Genomic DNA, 20,768 nt, shown 5'->3' on the forward strand with positions numbered 1-20,768 from the left:
TCACTCCAAGGCTTTTTTATTACGTATTTTTTATATAATTATTTCGTAAAAAAATTATATAAAAAAAGAGGACGCTGACGTTTACAGCACCCTCTTTAAATTAAAAACCCAACTCTGCTGGTAAGATAAACTTACCTTTTCAGAGGTTTGTATTTAATTCGGTGAGGTTGATCTGCCTCGGAACCCAGACGACGCTTGCGATCCGCTTCGTAGTCTTCATAGTTACCTTCGAACCAAACAACCTGACTATCGCCTTCATAAGCAAGAATATGTGTTGCGATTTTATCCAAGAACCAACGATCGTGCGAAGTGACAAGAACACAACCGCTGTAATCAAGAATTGATTCTTCCAGTGAACGCAATGTATCAACATCAAGATCGTTTGTAGGCTCATCGAGCAAAATTACGTTTGCACTCTTCCGCAACATTTTCGCGAGATGCACACGGTTACGCTCACCACCAGAAAGTTGACCAACTTTCTTTTGCTGATCACCTCCCTTAAAGTTAAAAGACCCCACATAAGAACGGGATTGATAGGTATGTTTGCCAATTTCGATAACATCAAGTCCGTCAGCAATCTCTTCCCAAACTGTCTTCTCAGGAGAAAGTGCGTCTCTGCTTTGATCGACATACCCAATTTCTACAGTATCACCGACATTAAGCGTACCATTATCTGGCTGCTCCTGTCCGGTAATCATCTTGAAGAGTGTTGTCTTACCAGCACCATTGGGGCCGATAATACCAACGATTGCGCCTTTGGGAATTTTGAAGTTCATATCTTCAATCAAAAGCCTGTCACCAAAAGCTTTGCTGACATTAGTGGCTTCGATAACAAGATCACCAAGACGTGGAGCCGGCGGAATAACGATACGGCCGGGATCAGGCGCCCGCGTGCTCTCTTCTTGCACAAGTGTCTCATAAGCTTGTAAACGAGCCTTAGACTTTGTCTGACGCGCTTTAGAACCCTGACGCACCCATTGCAATTCGTCTTTAAGATATTTTTGTTTAGCACTCTCTTGTTTTTCTTCAAGAGAAAGACGGCTTGTTTTTTGTTCAAGCCAACTCGAATAGTTGCCTTCGTAAGGAATACCTTCACCGCGGTCGAGCTCTAAAATCCAGCCCGCTACGTTATCAAGGAAGTATCTATCGTGCGTTACGCAAACGACCATACCCTTGTACTCTTCAAGAAAACGCTCAAGCCAAGAAACAGATTCTGCATCTAGATGGTTGGTCGGCTCATCCAGAAGCAAAATATCAGGGTTTGAAAGAAGAAGGCGACAGAGAGCAACACGACGACGTTCACCACCCGAAAGCTTGGAAACATCCGCATCACCTGGTGGGCAACGGAGAGCGTCCATGGCAATCTCAACCTGACGATCTAGATCCCAAGCATCTTTTGCGTCAATCTCTTCCTGAACTTCGCCCTGCTGTGTAATAAGATCGTCCATCTCATCTGGGTCAACTTCGGCAAACTTGGCGCTCAGTTCTTCAAACTTCACCAACAAGGCTTTCGTTTCAGCAACACCCTCGAAAACATTCCCAGCGACATCCTTAGCCGGATCCAGCTCGGGTTCCTGAGATAAGTAGCCAACTTTGACGCCATCCGCGGCGCGAGCTTCACCATTAATCTCGGTATCAAGGCCTGCCATGATCTTCATAAGTGTTGACTTACCTGAACCATTAAGACCTAAGACACCAATTTTGGCCCCAGGAAGAAAATTCAAGTGGATATTTTTCAGAACCTGTTTACCACCAGGATAGGTCTTAGAAACCCCATCCATTTGGTAAATATACTGATATGATGCCATTCGGCGCTCCAGATTTATCGTTAATATTGTGTGCATAGTAATGCTTGATGCGGTTTTACCCTAACAATCTTACCTGTGCAAACCCCTCCAATTTTGAAAGCCTCTTTTACAAGCTATCAAAACACTTCTTACACAATCCATCATGCACGAAAGAAGCCCTCAAACGGATTGAAACGAGCTTCTACTTTCCAACTTCTAATAACTTTGGTGATGTAACCAAGGGCAAATTGACCCCAAAAATCGATCCCTTTGAACTTGATTCAACCAGCTCCAAGCGTCCGCCAAAATATCCAACAATCTGGCGAGAAATACTCAACCCCAATCCAGTGCCATGCGGTTTATCAGCAAGGCCTTCTCGACTTTGGTGAAATTTTTCAAAAATATACTCTCTGGCACTCCAAGGAATACCTCGACCATTATCCGCAACGGTAATGACCATCTCATCTGCAGTGCGAGAAACAGTGACTTTAACCCACCCTTGTGTATGACTACAAAACTTCACAGCGTTAGATAAAAGATTGACAATAACCTGCATCAATCGGTCTTTATCGCCCTTTATCATAGGTAGGTTCGGGGCAAAATCGACATCTAGCTCTATTTCCCTTTCGTTCAAAATCGCCGTCATAGTATCCAATGAATTTTCAACGATCTGAGGGACATCAAGATCTTCCACGACCCATTCCATTTGACCCGCTTCAATCTTCGCTAAATCGAGTACTTGGTTTATCAAACGGGTCAGGCGAACACTTTCTTTGACGATAATTCCCAAAAAACGGTTTTTCTCATCATCTTCCAAATCAGGATGATCACAAAGGATCTCGCTAAAAGAACGAATAGACGTCAAAGGCGTTCGAAGTTCGTGACTAATGGTTGAAAGAAACTCGTCTTTCAGACGATCTAACTCCTGTAAACGCACATTTGCCGCACGTAATTGCTGAGTGGTCGTTTCCAGTTCTTGTGATTTTTGCTCAAGGTTTTGGCTGTACTCGATAACTTGGGAAGTTTCATCAAGAATTTTCATGACCTCCTCAATGCGAACAACCTCCCCTTTTACCACTGAAGATATCATCACCCGTGCAGAAGCAGAGCCAATGGCTCCGGCCAAAAGGCGTTCTGTAAAATTGACAAGATCTGCATCGGCAGTTGCAACTCTACGACGTTCTAACCCTCTGTCACGAAAGTACCCGCTATAGGCACGATCAGCCCGCGCACGCCCCAAAAACCTGACCAGCAAATCAAACAACTCATCGACCGATGCAGATCCTTGCCAAATCTGAGATTGTGGACTCTGGTCAGCATAGCGATAAACATCAACAAACAGGGCGCCCTGAACACGCTCCAAGGCAGAGTGCTTGGTATAGAGCGACACACATATGTAAGCCCCAACGTTAAATGTCGTCGTCCAGAACAGCGCGTGCGTTAAATGATCCAAGCCCTGTAACCCGAACAATTCATAAGGACGAAGCATCTCAATACTAAAAGGACCTGCAGCAATAAAAGTTATGGGTAACAGGCCTGACTTTGCAAAGGACGGCAAAAGAAGTGTATAGGCCCAAACAACAAAACCTAGAGAAAGCCCTGTCATTGCTCCCAAACGATTTCCGCCTTTCCAAAACATTCCGCCAAGCATAGCAGGGGCAAATTGGAACACCGCCGCAAAGGAAATCAATCCAATTGTGACCAGAGCGTCACTCTCCCCAAGGAACCGAAAATAGGCATACCCAAACAACTGAATGAGGATCATGCTACTGCGTCGAACAAAAAGCAAAACCCCCGTAAAATCACTTTTTTCCCGTAACCCTAGCCACTTCCACCGCAACAACACTGGCATAACCAAGTCATTACAAACCATTGTGCTCAAAGCAATTGTTGCAACAATAACCATACTTGTTGCAGCAGAAAGTCCGCCAAGAAAAACGAATAACGCCAAAAGCTCCTGCCCATGAGCCATTGGTAAAGTGAGGATAAAAGTCTCCGCATTTACATGGCCGTCTGGGAATTGTAACAGACCACCCAAGGCGATAGGTAAAACAAAGATGTTAATCGCGAGAAGGTATAGCGGAAAAAACCAAACGCCCTTACGCAGTTCAGGTTCATTTACATTCTCGACCGCAATAACCTGAAACTGTCTTGGCAAACAAACCGTTGCCACCATTGATAACGTTGTAAGAGTTACCCACGTTATATAGGATCCCTCTTTTTGAAACGTCATCAGAGATAAAAGTTCGGGTCGTTGCGCAGCCTTAGAAAAAAGATCGCCAAAACCGTCATAAATACCAAAAGTTACGAAGACACCAACGGCTAGAAAAGCCAGTAGTTTGACCACAGATTCAAATGCGATGGCCACAACAACTCCGTCATGATGCTCGCTGTTATCAATATGTCTGGTCCCAAAGAGAATGGCAAAAATAGCCAAGACCAATGCGACCCAAAAAGCAGTATCGGCGACCGTTGCAATCGGCGGAGAATTCAACGGTATAATCACTTCAGGATATTGCTTCAGTACGTTAAAACTGGTTGCTACTGCCTTAAGTTGAAGCGAAATGTAGGGAACGATCCCAACTACTGCGATTATCGTCACCAACACGCTCAACGGTGTGCTCTTGCCATAGCGAGAAGAAATAAAATCCGCAATGGACGTAATACGATGAGCTTTGGTTATGCGAATAATTTTTTTAACAACCAACCACCAGAGAACGAAAACAAGTGTTGGGCCAATATATATTGGTAAAAAATCCAGGCCACTCGACGCTGCTCGTCCCACTGACCCATAAAAGGTCCACGACGTACAGTAAACACCTAGAGAAAGGGCATAGACATAAGGGTGAGAGGTTATCCCCGCCCCTCTTTCTGCACGTTTATCAGCAAAATAGGCAATTGCGAACAACAAGAGTAAATAACAGATTGAGGAAAGAATAATGATCCAATCAACGAGCATTAGGATCTTCTCCCGTAGAATCTGAGTGGTCCTCCGCAAACTTCTCGCGGCTATCTTCTTTAGGATTCAGGACATCATCAACAGGATAGGGCATAATTTCGGCGCCCCTTTCTTGATCAGAGAGACCATGCCTCTCTCGGCCTTTCCACGCCGACCAGGCTATCGCTGCAATAATGCCTCCCCAAGCAAAAAACAAGTACGCTACCAGTGACGGAAGGCCGAAAAAAAGCTCACCTCTGTTGAAGATGGATAGAACTAAAGGACTAAAAAGAAACAACGCCAAAAGGAATAGCGCAATGCTGCGCTCTCCTTTTTCACCAGGACGACTCACGCATCCTCCTTCCAAGGACTAAACACACGAAACTCTTAGGATAAAAGATTGCATCACAACCTAGGCCGGACTTTCCTCTACCCCAAGATGCTGTCGAACTAAGCGAACAATATCTTTGGTCGAAAACGGCTTGGTTACGAAGTCGTCTGCCCCGAGTTCCATCCCCTTTAATCGATCTACATCACGCCCTTTTGCGGTCAATAAAATGACTCGGATGTCACGCCATGCCTGATTTAAACGCACTGTTTTTAAAACTTCAAAGCCATCGCGCCTTGGCAGCATAATATCAAGTAACATCAGATCTGGCGGACGGCTTTCAACCATGCGCAAGGCTGCATCGCCATCGCGTGCAATAAAAACTTCAAACCCGGCCTTCTTCATAAGAAAGCTTAATGAGTCGACTATATGCGGTTCGTCCTCGACCACGAGAACCGTATGAGGCATTTGCTGCCTTTCTCTGCTATCCGGTTATCTCTTCTATTTCCCTGTGGTGCTTACATTACAGCGAGCGTCGCCACTTTGCCAAGGCGTGATTTCTTAAGCTCATGACAAAGGTCGTTTATCCGCCTAGCAATACACTGTCAGGATGGGTAAAATCCAAACCGTCGGCATAAACAACGTGCCGGGCAAAAGATACTTCACACCCCAAACTAACGGCAAAAGTGTTTCCTGCCTGACCAACCATAGTCCCCGGTTTTGTCACTGTTTTTGAAATAGAAAAATACACACCTTGATCTTCTGCTCGTAAAGAATGGAGATTCACCCGCCCCGGCTTCAAAAATGCGTCCTGGACACCCCATTCAGGGGAAAGCACGCCGTACCTTGGAATACGTAAACCCGACGCACTGAAACGTTTTGAAATCTGCCCCGCCAGATCCACACGGATAAAATGAAAAGGCACACCTTCTTCATCAGGTTTTTGCAAAGTGGTCAATCGATGACAAACCTGCTCAAAACCGACCCGAAACCGCCGCCGTAAAAGATCAATATCGTGGCGTAACTCCAACGCAGCCTCACGAAACGGTGTATAAGGCATCATAAGAGCCCCAGCAAAATAACTCCCTAGAGCTTTCAGGCATAAAGCCTTAGCTTCCTCACTGGTGGCGTTCACTTCTAAAAGTGTCTTCTCGAGAATATCAGCATAAGCAACTTCTGCGATTATTCGCGCCATACGAAAATTTAGAGAACTTACCGAGAGCGTTTCCATTAATCGCAGCACGCCACCATCTTCACCTTCGAGCTCCCACATCCCACGCTTTAAGGATGAATGGGTTGTAACAGAGACAACTTCGACCCTAATTCCAAGTTGACGATCCAAATACCCAGCCAAGGCATCAAAAAGCCCGTAAGGTTTAGGGTCACCCAACCGTTCCCGCAACTGGTTAGCCGCTTGTTCCAAGTTGACAAAGTAATGATCATTGGCAGACAGCATATCGACCACTTCATCTGTCGGTGTCTCACTTAAAGCCGATGATTGGGCGGACTCTCCATTAATAAAGTCGAACAGCTCCCCTATCATTAAGGTTAGCTTCTGACTTTCGTCGACGAGAACAGTTGTGAAGCGCTCTCGTTGGTGATCAGATAGATCATCGTTGTCTTGTAAAATTTCCGCAAAGGAACGAATTGACGTCAGCTGCGTTAATAATTTGTGGCTAGTTTCGGTGAAATAAGGGTCAGCAGATATGACTTCCCTTGCTTTAAGAGTGTCTTCCCGCGCATTTCTAAATGCCCGATAAAGTTTTAACAAAGCCCTACTTATTTCAGGATGAACAGCAACAAAGTCACCCAATGCTGCACCATCTGGCTTTGCCCGATCAAAAAGAGAATCAGAAAAAAGCTCATTCAATGCGGAGAGTAAACGCGCCTCTTCTCCACCTGACAGCTCTCCTTCCTTGATTTTAAAAGTATCCTCTAATCTTTTTTGTAGTTTTCTCGATAAGGGCCGTTGGTTATGTTCAACCAGGTTAAGATACGCCGCGGAAATACCGAGCTGCGTCGCCATTGCAATCTGAGTCAGCCCTATCTGCCCTCTTAGGTGTCGGATTTTTCGACCCGCAAAGATCTGACGCGCCATAGAATTTACAACTTTCACAAACATTACACTTAAACATAAATATATTTACAAAATTTGTAAAACCAAGCAACGATTTATTGCCTCATCTCTCACTGAGTTCTAGTGTTTATATACAGCCAAACAAGACGATATCTGTGTTCAACATTGATAACTTAGGCTTACTAGCCTTTATTACGCCCTGTCACATCTGCATGATATGAAGACGACATATCACACTTAAAACGATAAAACGGGCGACAAGAATCTTTGGTAACGGGATGAGGGGAAAATGTATTTGACCCCAGAAGCCTAAATTTTCAACCAAAGAGATAGGTGATCTGATTACCGCCAATATCGTAATCAGTGAAGCTCTATCGACTTTACTTAAGCAAGAGAGACACGCCTCTCTCGTTTTTTTATTTCTGCACCTAATTACGCATGAAACAATTCTAGAAAAATTGTCCAACTGCCATATAAGCAACAATGCCGACAGTAGAAACGGCCAAGAATAAGTTTACAGCAAATCTCTTTTTGGGACTTTGTATTGCCGAGATAATTTTATCTCCTCCCCAACACCAAATACAGTTGGTCGGAAAACCTCCTACAATAAAAATGAGACACATCACCAGCCACTGCTCCCAAGCGGGTGCTTCTTGATTGGTAAATTGTGCAAAAACGGTCGTCGCCATCAACCATGCCTTGGGATTCATTGGATGAACAATTAGACCGTTCAAATAACCAACAGGTTTGAGTGTTCTATCGCCTGTGCCCTTACTCATATCTGACATCGCTATCTTCCAAGCCAAATAGAGGAGGTAACAACTGCTTACTATCGTAATCACGGGCGCTAAACCTGGAAAGCCATCCAACAAACTTGTCACCCCAAAAGCAGCAACTGCCAGAACCAAAAAGAACCCGCTCTGGACACCGAAAGTAAAGGGCAACGCACGCCTAAAACCCAATGTAGCCCCCGTTGCCATTAAAATCATGTTTGCTGGTCCAGGCGTTCCTGACATAACCGCCGCAAAGATTATGGCCGGTAAGATATTTTCTAGAAACATAAGCGTCTCTCCTCCATCAAATTTTGTTTCTCAAGGATTACGCCCCTGTCTCGTAAACATTAACTTACCTTGCATTGTTCAATGAACAATTGTTATATTGTTCCTATGACAATATTATCCCTGATCTCCCAGCAATCTCCGACGAATGGACAGAAATACCTAAAGCTCGAGACCTTGTTTAAAAAAGCGATCAGCGACGGCATACTTAAACCCGGAGAAAAACTCCCTCCCTTGCGGGTGGCGGCTTGGAATGCCAAGTGCAGTTTGGGAACCATGTCGCGGGTCTATACGTCTTTAGAGCGTAAAGGTCTTGTTGCAGCAGAGGTTGGACGGGGAACTTTCGTACAGGAAAAATCAAACATCGGCGCCGATGTTATTCTTCCGAACTCATCGAGTTCTCGGAATAAGACAACAATATCAGATAATGGATTTATCGACCTTGGCATGAACGCCATTGCTAACGACTGGGGAGAGAACCTAGTCCGTTGGGCGTTACGTCGCGCCTCAGAAAAAGCTTCATCTCTAACTCTGATGACCTATAGAGATGGCTTTGGTGATCCTGCACAGAAGCTATCGATGCGAAATTTCCTCCCCGTCCATCTTCAGGATACCACGGACGAACGCATTCTTATCACTCATGGTGCGCAGAATGGCATTTTTACCGCCTTGAGCAGGTTAACTACTCCCGGTGATACCGTCTGCATAGAACCCCTAAGTTATCCGGGAATATCAGCAGCCTTATCCCAGTCAGGTCTTTCTTCCGTTATCGTTGAGACCGATGACAAAGGCATTTGCCCTCAATCCTTTGAAAAGCTTTGCCAAGAAGGAAGAATAAGAACCTTGGTCACCACTGCGACCGGGCATAACCCAACATGCATAACAACGCCACTTCCCAGGAGAAAGGAAATTGGCGCTCTCGCAATGAAATATAACATCCTCATCATAGAGGATGACATCTATGGCTTTTTATATCCTGAAGCACCACCGCCTTATGCGTTTCTTTATCCTGAAATTTCTGTTTACCTAACTGGTCTTGCCAAACGAATCACCCCCGCGTTGCGTATTGGATTAGCGATTGCGCCGCCGCACATCACCATGCTGATGGCGCAAGGTATAACCGCTCAGACCTGGATGGTCTCGCCTATTTTGGTCACTGCCGCGATCGAGATTTCCGAACGCAATGATGAATTGTTGACCATCCCCAGCACCATCAGCGCCCAAGCAATAAAACGTGCCGAACTTACACAACAAATCCTCAAGAATAATGTCACATCAATCAAAATTTGCCGTTCTCATGCTTGGATAGAATTACCCACGACAATCTCAGTAGAAATTTTTGTTAAAAGAGCTAAAGCAGCAGGCGTTAATATCATGGACGGGAATCGATTTGCCAACAAATCCAACGCAGGTCGCCACAACATACGCCTCTCGATTATGGCCCCCTCCAGAGATAGTCTACTCAAATCCGCTTTGATAAAACTGGATGCTATTCTTTCGACCCCAAATGAAAATTTTTATGAAATGCTTTAAAACCTAGAGTAAACTCAAAAAACGTATTATTTTCCTTTTAGATCTCACACGGTTTAATTTATATATACTTATATAAATCAATTATTTTGAAATAAAATCCACAATTATACAAAAATAATAAACTATGTACTAAGCACATACCTTGCAAATACTTACAATAACAACAAACCATACGATATCGTAATTGATAATCATTTTCAATAATGATGTTTTTTGAAAATTTACTTGATATTTCTTCTAATCAATTTACATTATTGGAAAGATTCTAAAGTAGCGCACATTTATTATTTCAGGATTTTATTCCTTTTTATCATTAATTCCAAGCGAGGACCCCATCATGAAGGGCGACAAAAAAGTTATTGAGCACCTAAATACAGCTTTGACTCATGAGCTTACGGCTATCAATCAATATTATCTGCACTCCAAGTTGCTCAAAGATTGGGGCGTAGAAAAGCTCGCTAAATTTGAATACAAAGAATCCATTGAGGAAATGCATCACGCTGACAAGCTTATGGATCGCATCCTTCTTCTTGATGGCTTCCCGAACCTCCAAAGCTTGAACAAACTCAAAATCGGGGAAGACGTTGAAGAAGTTCTGAAATGTGACCTCGCTGGCGAACTCGAAGCCGTTGAAGTTTACAAAGCAGGTATCGCGCATTGCGAATCTGTTCGTGACTACGGAAGCCGCGACCTTCTTAAACAAATTCTGGTTGATGAAGAAGAGCACGTAGATCATATCGAATCACAGTTTGAGCTTATTAAACGTGTTGGTATTCAAAACTACGTTCAATCTCAGAGCCAATCTGACGAAGACTAAAACTTCGCCAAAACACTTTAAAAGGCTGGTACTTAATTGTATCAGCCTTTTTTTGTGCCCAATCAACAAGTGTTTAAAAAAACTCCCTCCCCTTACGTGTCACCCATATTTATTTGTTCCCCAACATTGCGGCTTTCTCATTCTTCTACAAAAATATATTTTCAAAATTGCAACTCATTCTCATTCGTGATAAGTATTGCGAATAATACTCAACCGCTCTTGTGTTTCGCAAGAGCTCCAAGCTTATCGCCTCGGCTAACCGCTTCTGCGAAATGCCCAATTTTTGAATGGGAATAAAATGAGCAACGCTCTAAAAAAAGCCGCTCGTATAGCGAGCACTGTAACTGTCCTGTCTGTACTTGGCGCAAGCGCTGCCTATGCAGATAAAGTCGATACTGACAGTGTCATCAAAAACTATGCCGACATTGCCCTCGCAGGCTTTCAGGATTCTTTAACATCCGCAAAAGCTCTGGACACAGCGATCGACACGCTGGTTCGTTCTCCATCAGATGCATCCCTAAATGCCGCCCGCGCGGCCTGGATCACGGCCCGTGCTCCTTATCAGCAAACTGAAGTTTATCGTTTTGGTAATGCGATTGTTGATGATTGGGAAGGCCGTGTGAACGCCTGGCCTCTTGACGAGGGTCTAATTGACTACGTTGATACATCATATGGTGACGAGTCTGATGAAAATGCGCTTTACACAGTAAATGTTATTGCAAATTCAAAGCTCTCTGTGAACGGTAAAGAGATCGATGCAACAGCAATTACGCCAGCGCTCATTTCTGAAACCCTACACGAAGCAGAAGAAGTTGAATCGAACGTAGCTACTGGTTATCACGCCATTGAATTTCTTCTCTGGGGACAGGACCTTAACGGTAACGGCCCTGGTGCTGGTAACCGTCCAGCAACTGATTTCGATGTTGAAAACTGTACTGGTGGCAACTGTGATCGTCGCGCCCAGTACCTTAAATCCGCTTCAACACTTCTGATCTCTGATCTGGAAGAAATGGCTGCAAATTGGGAAACCAACGGTAACGCCAGAACAAGCCTTCTAAAAGATCCTTCTGCAAGCCTGTCAACAATCTTCACGGGTATGGGCTCTCTCTCATACGGTGAACTTGCTGGTGAACGTATGAAGCTAGGCCTTCTTTTGAACGATCCGGAAGAAGAGCACGACTGCTTCTCTGACAACACCCACAACTCTCACTATTTTGATCAGATTGGTATCCGTAATGTATACACTGGTCACTATCGTCGCCTAGACGGTTCAGTCGTTAGCGGTCCTTCTATTTCCGATCTCGTTAAAGAAAAAGATGCTGCAGTTGATGCAGAACTTCTTGGTAAATTGGATAGCACAGTATCTTCCATGGCGAACATGAAAGCACGGGCGGAAAGTATCGAAGCCTATGATCAAATGATCGGCGAAGGTAATGTCATCGGCAACGCGACTGTACAGGCAGCTATCGATGGTCTTATCAATCAAACACGCTCTATCGAACGCGCGGTTGTTGCACTCGGCCTTTCCGAAATCGACGTTGAAGGTTCAGATAGCCTCGACAATCCGAACTCTGTCTTCAATTAGGATATGATAAAATATGAGTACTGCGACCAAGTGCTCATATTTTTTTACATAGATGTTGTGGTAAAGCTATGGGCAATTCTGTTTTAGAGTTGCCCATTTCACGTATCCTGCAAGAGAAATACTCAACAATGGCTTCATCTCTCAGCAATACAATGATCCTATGTGGCATCGTTTCAATTGGTATAAGTATGTCAGCCGGAGTCATTGCGAATACATCAACGCGCTACCAAAGAGATGATTTAAGTGAAACTGATCAAGTGCGGGTGTCTTCAGTAACGCAACCGACGAAGGACTTCTCCAAGGCAGAAAAGTTTGAACAAAAATCAGCTGGTGCTGCCACATCCAAGAAGCGCGTGAATAAAAAATCTTTTTCCCACTCTTCAGGAAATTTATCCTTTGAGGGTGAAAGAGACTTTAAACTTGGCAATAGTCTTTTTAAGAAAATATGGATTGCTTCCCCATCTTCGACCAAGGCATCTGATGGCCTCGGACCGCTTTTCAACGCACGCTCTTGCCAACGATGCCACTTGCAAGATGGTCGGGGACATCCTCCGGAAAGCAATCAGGACATTGCCACATCAATGTTCCTTCGCCTCTCGGTCCCGCCCAGAACACCAGAAGAGATTATCGCAATAGAAACAGGGACGGAGCTCCGTATAGCAGAACCAACCTACGGCGGCCAACTTCAGGATCAGGCGGTAACAGGCTTACCTGCCGAAGGAAAAATGCGGATCTCATATCAAGAAAAAACGGTTCACCTTAACGGAGGAGAAACAGCTTCGCTTCGGGCGCCGAGCTACCGCGTGGAAGAGTTGGCGTACGGCGCTTTAGATTCCGAGGTTATGTTATCTCCCCGTATTGCACCGCCCATGATCGGGTTAGGGCTGATAGAAGCCATTCACGAACAGGATATTCTCGCTCTCGCAGATCCCAACGATCACGACGAAGATGGTATTTCGGGCAAGCCAAGTATGGTGTTTGATCATGACCATCGCGAAAAAATCCTTGGACGGTTTGGATGGAAGGCCTCCAATAGCAGTATTCATATACAATCTGCCAACGCCTTTGCTGGAGACATTGGTCTATCCACTCCGGACGTACCGGTCCCATGGGGCGATTGTACCATTAATCAACCGAGCTGCCGGTCGCAGCCGCATGGTGATCAAAAACATCTCGGCGATGGCGAAGCACCAAAAAAAGTACTCGATCTCGTTGTCTTCTATTCGAAAAATCTCGCGGTTCCAGCCCGACGTAATGTGAACGACGCCGAAGTCCTCGAAGGCAAAGAATTATTTTACACTTCAGGCTGCATTGGATGCCATCAACCTAAATATGTTACACGCCGAAATGCTGGCCAAAAAGAACTTTCGTTTCAACTAATTTGGCCTTACAGCGACCTTCTCTTGCATGATATGGGCGAAGGTTTGGCAGACAATCGCCCCGTTGGTGATGCCTCTGGCCGGGAATGGCGGACCGCGCCACTCTGGGGCATTGGCTTGACCGAAACTGTAAATGGACATACCTATTTCCTTCACGATGGAAGGGCACGTAACTTGCTCGAAGCAATACTTTGGCACGGTGGCGAAGCCCAACCATCCCGAGACACCGTCGTAGATATGGCACCCACAGAGCGTCGCTCCTTACTTAAATTTCTGGAATCTCTTTGATGTTAAACATACGCATTAAATCTCCCCAAAAGATACTTTCCCTCTTCACTGGGATTTGCCTGTTGCCAATCTCCGCGTTTGCTCAAGATCAAATCGCCGATACAAAAACATCCCCTGATTTCGGCCCAATGATTCAGCAAATGATTGAGTACTCCGTTCTCCCTGGTTACGAGGCTTTACAAAATGCCGCTGAGCGCGAAAAGAAAATTATCTCAGAGCTTTGCCATAACCCTACGCTAACGAATTTGAAAAAAGCCCGCAGCGATTACAAAAATCTTGTGAGTGCCTGGTCAGCAGTAGAGATGTACCGCTTTGGCCCTACGATAAAAAATAACCGCCAAGAAAAGTTGTTCTTTTGGCCAGATCGTAAATCAATCGGCCTCAAACAAGTACGTAACCTTATCTCTTCAGAAGATCAAACGGCCCTTACTCCTGATACTCTCCAGGGCAAGAGCGTTGCTGTGCAAGGGTTACTCGCCCTGGAATATGTGCTTTTTGGCAAAGGGTCCGAAGCCCTCTCAATCGCAACACCTGCAAGTTATCGTTGCACCTACGGTCTTACTATCAGCAAAGCAATGAGCATCACGACCCAAGAAATTTTAAAAGGGTGGTCAGAACCTAACGGTTATGCCGACTTAATGTACAATACCGGTCCCGATAATGCTGTCTATCGATCAAAGGGCGAAGTGGTTCAAGACTTCCTTCGTGTAACCAGCGAGATGATCCAAAGTGTCCGATCTTTAAAACTTCAGAACTCGATCAAAGATGAACCTGCAAATTCAAAACCAAAACGCGCGCCACTTTGGCGGTCAAACTTAACAATTCATGCCATAAAAGAAAACCTGAATGCTGTAGTCCAACTTTTAAACACTGGTGGTCTCGGGTCTCTTACGCCAAGGTATACAAAATCTCTAGAATTTGAAATTGAACAAGCAAATAAGTTTCTGACAAAGCTAGAACAACGACCAGAACCTTGGCCAGAGCTCGTAAAACAAAAAGAGGCCCACGATACACTTGCCTATCTATTTATTCCGCTTGATGGCGCCAGAAATGTGACAACGGATCTCATTCCTGCAGAACTTGGACTGAGCTTAGGGTTTAATTCACTCGATGGAGACTAACCGCCGACAATTTATTGGAAAACTCCTCGGCAGCTTTGCAACAGCCGGGATATTTTCTAATGGTGTTTTCCCCCTTGCCGCAATTGCAGACCCTTCCTCAGATAATCCTGCTAGATTTATTGCAGCCAGAAAAAATATAGCAGGACAATTTTCTGCCGCTGTCCTAGACGCTCAAGGCAACCTAATTTTCAGTGAAGATCTGAATGGTCGAGGGCATGCCACTGCAATTTCGCCTGACAAGAAATTAGCCGTCGTCTTCGCCCGTCGTCCTGGTCGCTTTGCTCTTGTCCTGGATCTGATAAACCGAAACAAACGTACCGCCATCACACCGCCAGATGGGCATCATTTTTTCGGTCACGGCTTTTTTTCAAACGATGGACGGTTGCTTTATGCCAGTGAGAACGATTACGAAAATGAACGTGGTATTATTGGAATTTACGATATCACAGCTAACTTTATGCGCGTTTCAGAAATAGAGACCCATGGCATTGGCCCTCATGAAGCGCTGCTAATGTCCGACGGCTCAACCATCGCCGTAGCCAATGGAGGTATACTGACTCACCCGGACTATCCCAGACAAAAATTGAACCTCTCCACTATGGAACCGTCTATTAGCTACCTTGATGCCAGAAACGGGAAATTGATATCACAAGCCAGTCTGCCCCGGGAATTTTATCAACTTTCACTTCGACATATGACCGAAGCAAAAGGTGGTACTATATGGATAGGCGGACAATACGAAGGCAGTCCAACCGACCAACTTAATCTGGTTGCCTGTCATCAACGTGGCAAACCATTAACCCTTGTTTCATCCCCTAAAATCTATGACGGGATGAAGCACTATATCGGATCGGTCGCAGCAAACGCATCAGGGACTCTTGTCGCAACCTCAGCTCCACGGGGGAATACCATTGCAATATGGAACAATGACAGCGGAGAACTTGTAAGGAAGATCCAACGGCAAGACGCTGGTGGTGTAGCAGGGTTTGGTGAAGATTTTGCAATTTCTGATGGGCTAGGAAATCTATCTGTTACAGAAAAAACCATCCATCAAAATACTGATTTTGCTTGGGATAATCATCTAACCAGCCTCTAATACTTCAGCAACAATCCTCGTTTACTTAGCCTCTCCCTCCGTTGACCATCGTTTTTTAAGAATCTTCTTGTTACACTTTCCTTATCGACAACGTGGCACAAAACAGGGAGATCAGGATACATGCTCGTTTCCATTCCAAATATTTTAAGCAAAGCCAATCTTTCTAAAATAAATACTTTGTTGGAACAGGGGCAGTTTAAAGACGGAAAACTCACTGCTGGTTGGCATGCAAAGCTTGTCAAAAACAACCAACAACTGACAGGAAATGACAAGATTACCCGGCAGGCTATTGCCATATTGAATCAAAGTTTGCAAAGGAGTGCTCCATTTTCAAGAGCCACCCTTGCTCGAAAAATGCGTCCCCCGCTTTTCAGCAGATATGAACCCGGCATGTCTTATGGTAATCATATAGACGATGCCGTTATGGGTGCTGATCGAGGCTTCAGAACAGACATATCCTTTACTGTATTTTTGAACGATCCAGATGAATACGATGGTGGAGAACTCGTTATGAACAGTTCTGTCGGTGAACAGAAATTCAAACTTCAAGCGGGCTCAGCAATTATTTATCCTTCCACAACTCTCCACAGAGTTGCACCTGTCACCAAAGGAACGAGGCAAGTTATTGTTAGCTGGATCCAAAGTTTAGTGCGTTCCGCGGAACACCGTGAAATCCTTCACGATATAGACACAACTCGGCGCGCACTTTTCGAAAAAGAGGGAAAATCCACCGCGTTTGACCTCTTAAGTAAGAGTCACGCCAACTTACTTCGACTTTGGGCAGAACCATAAAAAATTTAATTTTTATATTTAAGATAAAAAAGTGGCTGCCTAAAAAGGCAGCCAAAGTTGTCTTGGGGAATTTAACAAGTAAATTAAACCGTTAATAATGAGTGGATCGTGTCTTTCAGTGCTAAGCGTTCCTTCTTAATCTCAATGATGTGGTCATCACTCAGAGTTTCGATTTCACTTTCATGCCGATGTACCAGTCGATTGACCCGGTGGTACTCATCCGCCAACTTTGCGAAATGCGCATCAGACTGCTTCTTTGTGTGAATGCTATCTTTGTATTCTGGAAATTCTTCCAAAAGTTCATGCGGTGTATGCTGAGACATTTCCACTCCCTCATAACTGTCATCTACAATTATGAGATTAAAGGAGCGGCATGATACGGACATTGACTTAGGTCAACAAGGGATTGAAAATTTGCCACAGAATGAAGAAGTTATATTCTTCCCAAAACATTCTGCACGACTATTTTTTATCTTAATTTAAGGCAATACCACCCAGGAGCATATCCACATCTTTGCCATTCCCGGCAAGAGGAAGCACCAGACTCTCAACCTCAACAATTCCAGGTTCATCACCAATGTAAGGCAACACAGTACGTACGGGTTCTTTTTGCTCAACCACCTTGCGATAAAGATCAAAAATCATACTCGGTGCGACTTGGCTAGGAATTTCACTCACTCTCAATCCTGTATACTTACCGCGGGTGATCGCATCTATTTTGGTGCCAATCAAACGGTATTCAAAATCGAGAGGATCGTTATGTACATCAATTAATTCACAATAGGGCAAAATATGTGGGATACTTAATGGCTCGATATTTTGTCGACCAGGCAGTCCCGAAACAGGGAACAAACTTTTCCAATAGCGCAACAATTCAATCAAATGCGCACTGTCGACCCCTAAAGGATTACAAGCATCTAAAACACGTACCACGAACAGCCACCAAAAAAATTCATCAAATACGATACGAAAAACAAGCTTTCTTATAACACACTAAAACAATCCTATTAAAATTTAATAATTATCAAAAAAAATTTAAGCAAAGAAGAGCTAATTTAATAAGTTTCATAGCCCTGACTTTATAAATCTATCAGACCACTTGGCTTATAAACCATCAGATAAAACACGAAAATAATTGCGGGGAAGGCAAGCGAGCCCAAAACGATCCAGTACATATTCATTCGCCAATATTGTTGCGGCAGCTCACCCCCCTCCTCTAGGCAACGTTTAATAATACTTCGCATTTTGATTTGTAGCCAAATCACTGGTAACCAACAAATTCCAGCAAAAAAATACAATCCAAGACCCCAATAAATCCAAGTATCTGTAAGATCATATCCCCCCAAATGGACAAGACATAATCCGCTCAACAACTGAATAATTACTGAAGGTGTCGTAAAAAACCAATCCGCAATGACAACGTGACGTATTGTAAAATACATAACCCTGAGGTCTTTGTTCCGATTAGCCATAAACATGTAAAAAGCACTCCCAATCCCTGTACCAAACAGAATGGTAGAGCTGATAATATGAATCCACTTTAGAAGTAAGTATTCCATGTAACCATTCAGGCATAGCCCGTTAAAAAATAATAGTAAAATCAACTACCTTATAAACTTGTTTCTTCTCATATTCCTCGTTTAATATCACCCATCAATAAAATCAATCTAACTCTCCCACACTCTTATATCCGAGGTTTTTGGAGCCAAAAATGAACCCGAATGATCCAATTTTCAAATCGGTTTTTGGCAAAGATTGGGACAATCTGCCCTCCGTAATGCAAAAACACTACGCCGTTCGTCCAAATAGTGATGACCAAGTTACGGTGAAGGGTAAACTTGACATTAAAATCTCTCGCTTTGTTAGCTTAATGGCAAGGTTCACAGGAATGCTACTCGCCCATTCTGGAGATGCGATCCCCGTCACCGTCATTTTTAGAAGCGACGATAAATCGGATAAAAACCGATCGCGGCAATCCAAATCATTCTACTTTGATCGAATATTTCACTTCCCGGATAAAGGCGATATTACCTTTCGTTCTCGCATGGAGCATGTGAAAGACAATATCTTAATCGAATTTATGCGCTTTGGAATTGGCTGGAAGTTAAGCTATCAATGGGATGGCGAGAAAGTTATTTTACAGCACGAAGGATACGTCTGGCAATTATTTGGCTGGATGATTCCAATCCCGCTTTCTCTGATTATGGGCAAAGGTTATGCCGAAGAAGTGCCATTATCAAAAGATCGTTTTTCAATGTGGACCCACGCGAACCACGGCTTATTTGGCTCAACATTTGGCTATGCTGGCGAATTTAAAGTAACGGAAGTTTCATGCAACGGTCAGTATTAATTCTTGGTGGATACGGCAATTTTGGTAAACGCATTGCTAAGGCTCTCACTGCTGATGGTATCTGCGTTATCATAACGGGAAGAAATAAGGCGAAAGCAGAGAACTTCTGCCAAGAACTACCAAAGGGCTTAACCAACTCAGCCTGTTTTGATGTTACTGAAAATTTAGAAGCTCAGTTAAAAAAACTCAAGCCCGTTGTCGTTATCAATACTTGCGGCCCTTTTCAAAACAGTAACTATAGCGTCGCAGAAATCTGTATCGACCAAAACGTCTCTTACATCGACCTCTCAGATGGCAGAGATTTTGTTACGGGCATCAACACACTACATGACAAAGCCACAGCAAAAGGCATTGCCGTAATTAGCGGCGCCAGCACCGTACCAGGGCTTTCCTCAGCGGTCATCGATCACTTCAAAGATGATTTTTCTGAAATTAAGAGCATAACCTACGGCATTAGCCCCGGACAAAAAGCTGAACGCGGCCTCGCCACAACTCAAGCCATTATGAGCTACGTTGGTCAAAAATTTCGCACTGTCAAAGGTGACAATACTGAACGGTTCGGTTGGCAAGATATCTATCGACAGAAATATCCTAAACTGGGCAGCAGATGGATGGCCAACTGCGACATTCCTGATCTTGACCTCCTACCCGAGTATTATGGAATTAAAAGAGTTCGCTTTTCTGCAGGTCTTGAATTGAGCGCAATGCATTTGGGTTTATGGGGATTGTCATGGGTTATACGTTTAGGTCTCCCCGTAAAATTACAAAATCATGCCCACTGGCTTCTCAAAGTAAGCAATTGGTTCAATGCTTTAGGAACATCTGATGGTGGAATGCACATCATCCTCAAAGGCAAAGATCAAGCCGGAAAAACTCTTACCAAGAAGTGGTTTATCATAGCCCTTAAAGGAGATGGTCCTCAAATCCCAACGATACCCGCAATCATTCTCGCAAAAAAAATCGCCCATAATCAATCAAACCTAATTGGTGCAATGCCCTGTGTTGGATTGGTCTCATTGGAAGAATATCTTCATGAGCTCACCCCCTATAATATCAAAACTTATAAAGAAGAGACTTAATAATATGGCGTTGTTCTTTGTAGTTTTTGATAAAGTAAATACTCTTCGACAGTATTAAAGATTGAAAGGACAGAGAATGAAGCTCGTAAAAGCAACGGCAGATGACCTAGAGCTACTCTGTTCCATCGCAAATAAGGCTAAGGGTTACTGGGACTACCCGCAAGAATTCCTTGATAAATGTCGTGTGTATTTTGAGCAAGAATTTACGATAGAATATTTAAAAAAATCACACACTTACCTAATCCAAGTCTCGGGGAAAACCATCGGCATGGGGACACTGTTACTGGATGGAAAAGAAGGCCCTATGATCGATCAGTTTTGGTTGCTCCCCGAGCAAATTGGCAAAGGCTATGGCAAAGAAGCGTTCGCTCTTTTAACCAACAAAGCAAGGAGACTTGGTTGGAGTTCCCTAACAATAATTTCAGATACCTATGCCGAAGGTTTCTATATCGCAATGGGCAGTAAACGGATAGGAGAACTTAAATCCGAAGTTCGGGACAGTATGCTACCCAAAATGTTTTTAAGCTTAGTATAAATCCT

At 44.0% G+C, this 20,768-nt stretch carries 19 protein-coding genes; 10 read left to right on the top strand and 9 right to left on the bottom strand.

Annotated elements, in window-relative coordinates; genetic code table 11:
• Positions 1-131 precede the first annotated feature (131 nt).
• The 6 genes from ettA to ACFSKO_RS12155 form a co-directional block, all read right to left on the bottom strand.
• Positions 132-1,808, bottom strand: a complete 1,677-nt coding sequence (ettA, locus tag ACFSKO_RS12130) for an energy-dependent translational throttle protein EttA (RefSeq protein ID WP_380251881.1) — start codon at positions 1,806-1,808, stop codon at positions 132-134.
• Between the two features lie 181 nt (positions 1,809-1,989).
• A complete protein-coding gene (locus ACFSKO_RS12135) occupies positions 1,990-4,746 on the bottom strand; it encodes an ATP-binding protein (RefSeq protein ID WP_380251883.1) in 2,757 nt (918 codons plus the stop codon).
• Positions 4,736-5,077, bottom strand: coding sequence for a hypothetical protein (locus tag ACFSKO_RS12140; protein WP_380251885.1), 342 nt, complete (start codon positions 5,075-5,077; stop codon positions 4,736-4,738). Before ACFSKO_RS12140 ends, ACFSKO_RS12135 begins: the two co-directional genes overlap by 11 nt.
• Positions 5,078-5,137: 60 nt before the next feature.
• On the bottom strand, positions 5,138-5,521 hold the full coding sequence (locus ACFSKO_RS12145) for a response regulator (protein WP_380251887.1): 384 nt from the start codon (positions 5,519-5,521) through the stop codon (positions 5,138-5,140).
• Between the two features lie 115 nt (positions 5,522-5,636).
• The gene (locus ACFSKO_RS12150) at positions 5,637-7,169 is read right to left on the bottom strand and encodes a helix-turn-helix domain-containing protein (protein ID WP_380251889.1); all 1,533 of its coding nucleotides are present in this window, start codon (positions 7,167-7,169) and stop codon (positions 5,637-5,639) included.
• A gap of 410 nt (positions 7,170-7,579) precedes the next feature.
• Complete coding sequence (locus ACFSKO_RS12155; protein WP_380251891.1) at positions 7,580-8,191, bottom strand: LysE family translocator; 612 nt, start codon at positions 8,189-8,191, stop codon at positions 7,580-7,582.
• 105 nt (positions 8,192-8,296) lie between these two features.
• Here ACFSKO_RS12155 and ACFSKO_RS12160 point away from each other — a divergent pair, with 105 nt between their 5' ends.
• The 7 genes from ACFSKO_RS12160 to ACFSKO_RS12190 all read left to right on the top strand — a co-directional run bounded on the left by ACFSKO_RS12160 (position 8,297) and on the right by ACFSKO_RS12190 (position 16,799).
• Positions 8,297-9,721, top strand: a complete 1,425-nt coding sequence (locus ACFSKO_RS12160; protein WP_380251893.1) for an aminotransferase-like domain-containing protein — start codon at positions 8,297-8,299, stop codon at positions 9,719-9,721.
• A 337-nt stretch (positions 9,722-10,058) separates the two neighbouring features.
• The gene (gene bfr, locus ACFSKO_RS12165; RefSeq protein ID WP_380251895.1) at positions 10,059-10,538 is read left to right on the top strand and encodes a bacterioferritin; all 480 of its coding nucleotides are present in this window, start codon (positions 10,059-10,061) and stop codon (positions 10,536-10,538) included.
• A gap of 298 nt (positions 10,539-10,836) precedes the next feature.
• Positions 10,837-12,123 carry an imelysin family protein gene (locus ACFSKO_RS12170; protein WP_380251897.1) on the top strand — a complete coding sequence of 429 codons (1,287 nt, stop codon included), beginning with the start codon at positions 10,837-10,839 and terminating at the stop codon, positions 12,121-12,123.
• Positions 12,124-12,251: 128 nt separating this feature from the next.
• A complete protein-coding gene (locus ACFSKO_RS12175) occupies positions 12,252-13,790 on the top strand; it encodes a di-heme oxidoreductase family protein (RefSeq protein WP_380251899.1) in 1,539 nt (512 codons plus the stop codon).
• Positions 13,790-14,911 carry an imelysin family protein gene (locus ACFSKO_RS12180; protein ID WP_380251901.1) on the top strand — a complete coding sequence of 374 codons (1,122 nt, stop codon included), beginning with the start codon at positions 13,790-13,792 and terminating at the stop codon, positions 14,909-14,911. The genes ACFSKO_RS12175 and ACFSKO_RS12180 overlap by 1 nt, the downstream gene beginning before the upstream one ends.
• Complete coding sequence (locus tag ACFSKO_RS12185; protein WP_380251903.1) at positions 14,901-16,007, top strand: DUF1513 domain-containing protein; 1,107 nt, start codon at positions 14,901-14,903, stop codon at positions 16,005-16,007. The genes ACFSKO_RS12180 and ACFSKO_RS12185 overlap by 11 nt, the downstream gene beginning before the upstream one ends.
• Before the next feature lie 120 nt (positions 16,008-16,127).
• The gene (locus tag ACFSKO_RS12190; RefSeq protein WP_380251905.1) at positions 16,128-16,799 is read left to right on the top strand and encodes a Fe2+-dependent dioxygenase; all 672 of its coding nucleotides are present in this window, start codon (positions 16,128-16,130) and stop codon (positions 16,797-16,799) included.
• An 83-nt stretch (positions 16,800-16,882) separates the two neighbouring features.
• Here the strand turns inward: ACFSKO_RS12190 and ACFSKO_RS12195 are convergent, their stop codons facing one another.
• The 3 genes from ACFSKO_RS12195 to ACFSKO_RS12205 form a co-directional block, all read right to left on the bottom strand.
• Entirely contained in the window at positions 16,883-17,122 is a 240-nt protein-coding gene (locus ACFSKO_RS12195) for a YdcH family protein (RefSeq protein ID WP_380251907.1), read from the bottom strand.
• A gap of 151 nt (positions 17,123-17,273) precedes the next feature.
• Complete coding sequence (locus tag ACFSKO_RS12200) at positions 17,274-17,732, bottom strand: PAS domain-containing protein (protein WP_380251909.1); 459 nt, start codon at positions 17,730-17,732, stop codon at positions 17,274-17,276.
• Between the two features lie 146 nt (positions 17,733-17,878).
• On the bottom strand, positions 17,879-18,358 hold the full coding sequence (locus tag ACFSKO_RS12205) for a DUF2269 family protein (RefSeq protein ID WP_380251911.1): 480 nt from the start codon (positions 18,356-18,358) through the stop codon (positions 17,879-17,881).
• Positions 18,359-18,510: 152 nt separating this feature from the next.
• On the opposite strand from ACFSKO_RS12205, the gene ACFSKO_RS12210 reads away from it, so the two are divergent.
• The 3 genes from ACFSKO_RS12210 (at position 18,511) to ACFSKO_RS12220 (ending at position 20,763) form a co-directional block, all read left to right on the top strand.
• Positions 18,511-19,149 carry a DUF4166 domain-containing protein gene (locus tag ACFSKO_RS12210; protein ID WP_380251913.1) on the top strand — a complete coding sequence of 213 codons (639 nt, stop codon included), beginning with the start codon at positions 18,511-18,513 and terminating at the stop codon, positions 19,147-19,149.
• Positions 19,131-20,228, top strand: coding sequence for a saccharopine dehydrogenase family protein (locus ACFSKO_RS12215; protein WP_380251915.1), 1,098 nt, complete (start codon positions 19,131-19,133; stop codon positions 20,226-20,228). The genes ACFSKO_RS12210 and ACFSKO_RS12215 overlap by 19 nt, the downstream gene beginning before the upstream one ends.
• Before the next feature lie 76 nt (positions 20,229-20,304).
• Positions 20,305-20,763 carry a GNAT family N-acetyltransferase gene (locus ACFSKO_RS12220; RefSeq protein ID WP_380251917.1) on the top strand — a complete coding sequence of 153 codons (459 nt, stop codon included), beginning with the start codon at positions 20,305-20,307 and terminating at the stop codon, positions 20,761-20,763.
• Positions 20,764-20,768 lie beyond the last annotated feature (5 nt).

The organism is Kiloniella antarctica (assembly GCF_042682825.1).
Classification (GTDB): domain Bacteria; phylum Pseudomonadota; class Alphaproteobacteria; order Kiloniellales; family Kiloniellaceae; genus Kiloniella; species Kiloniella antarctica.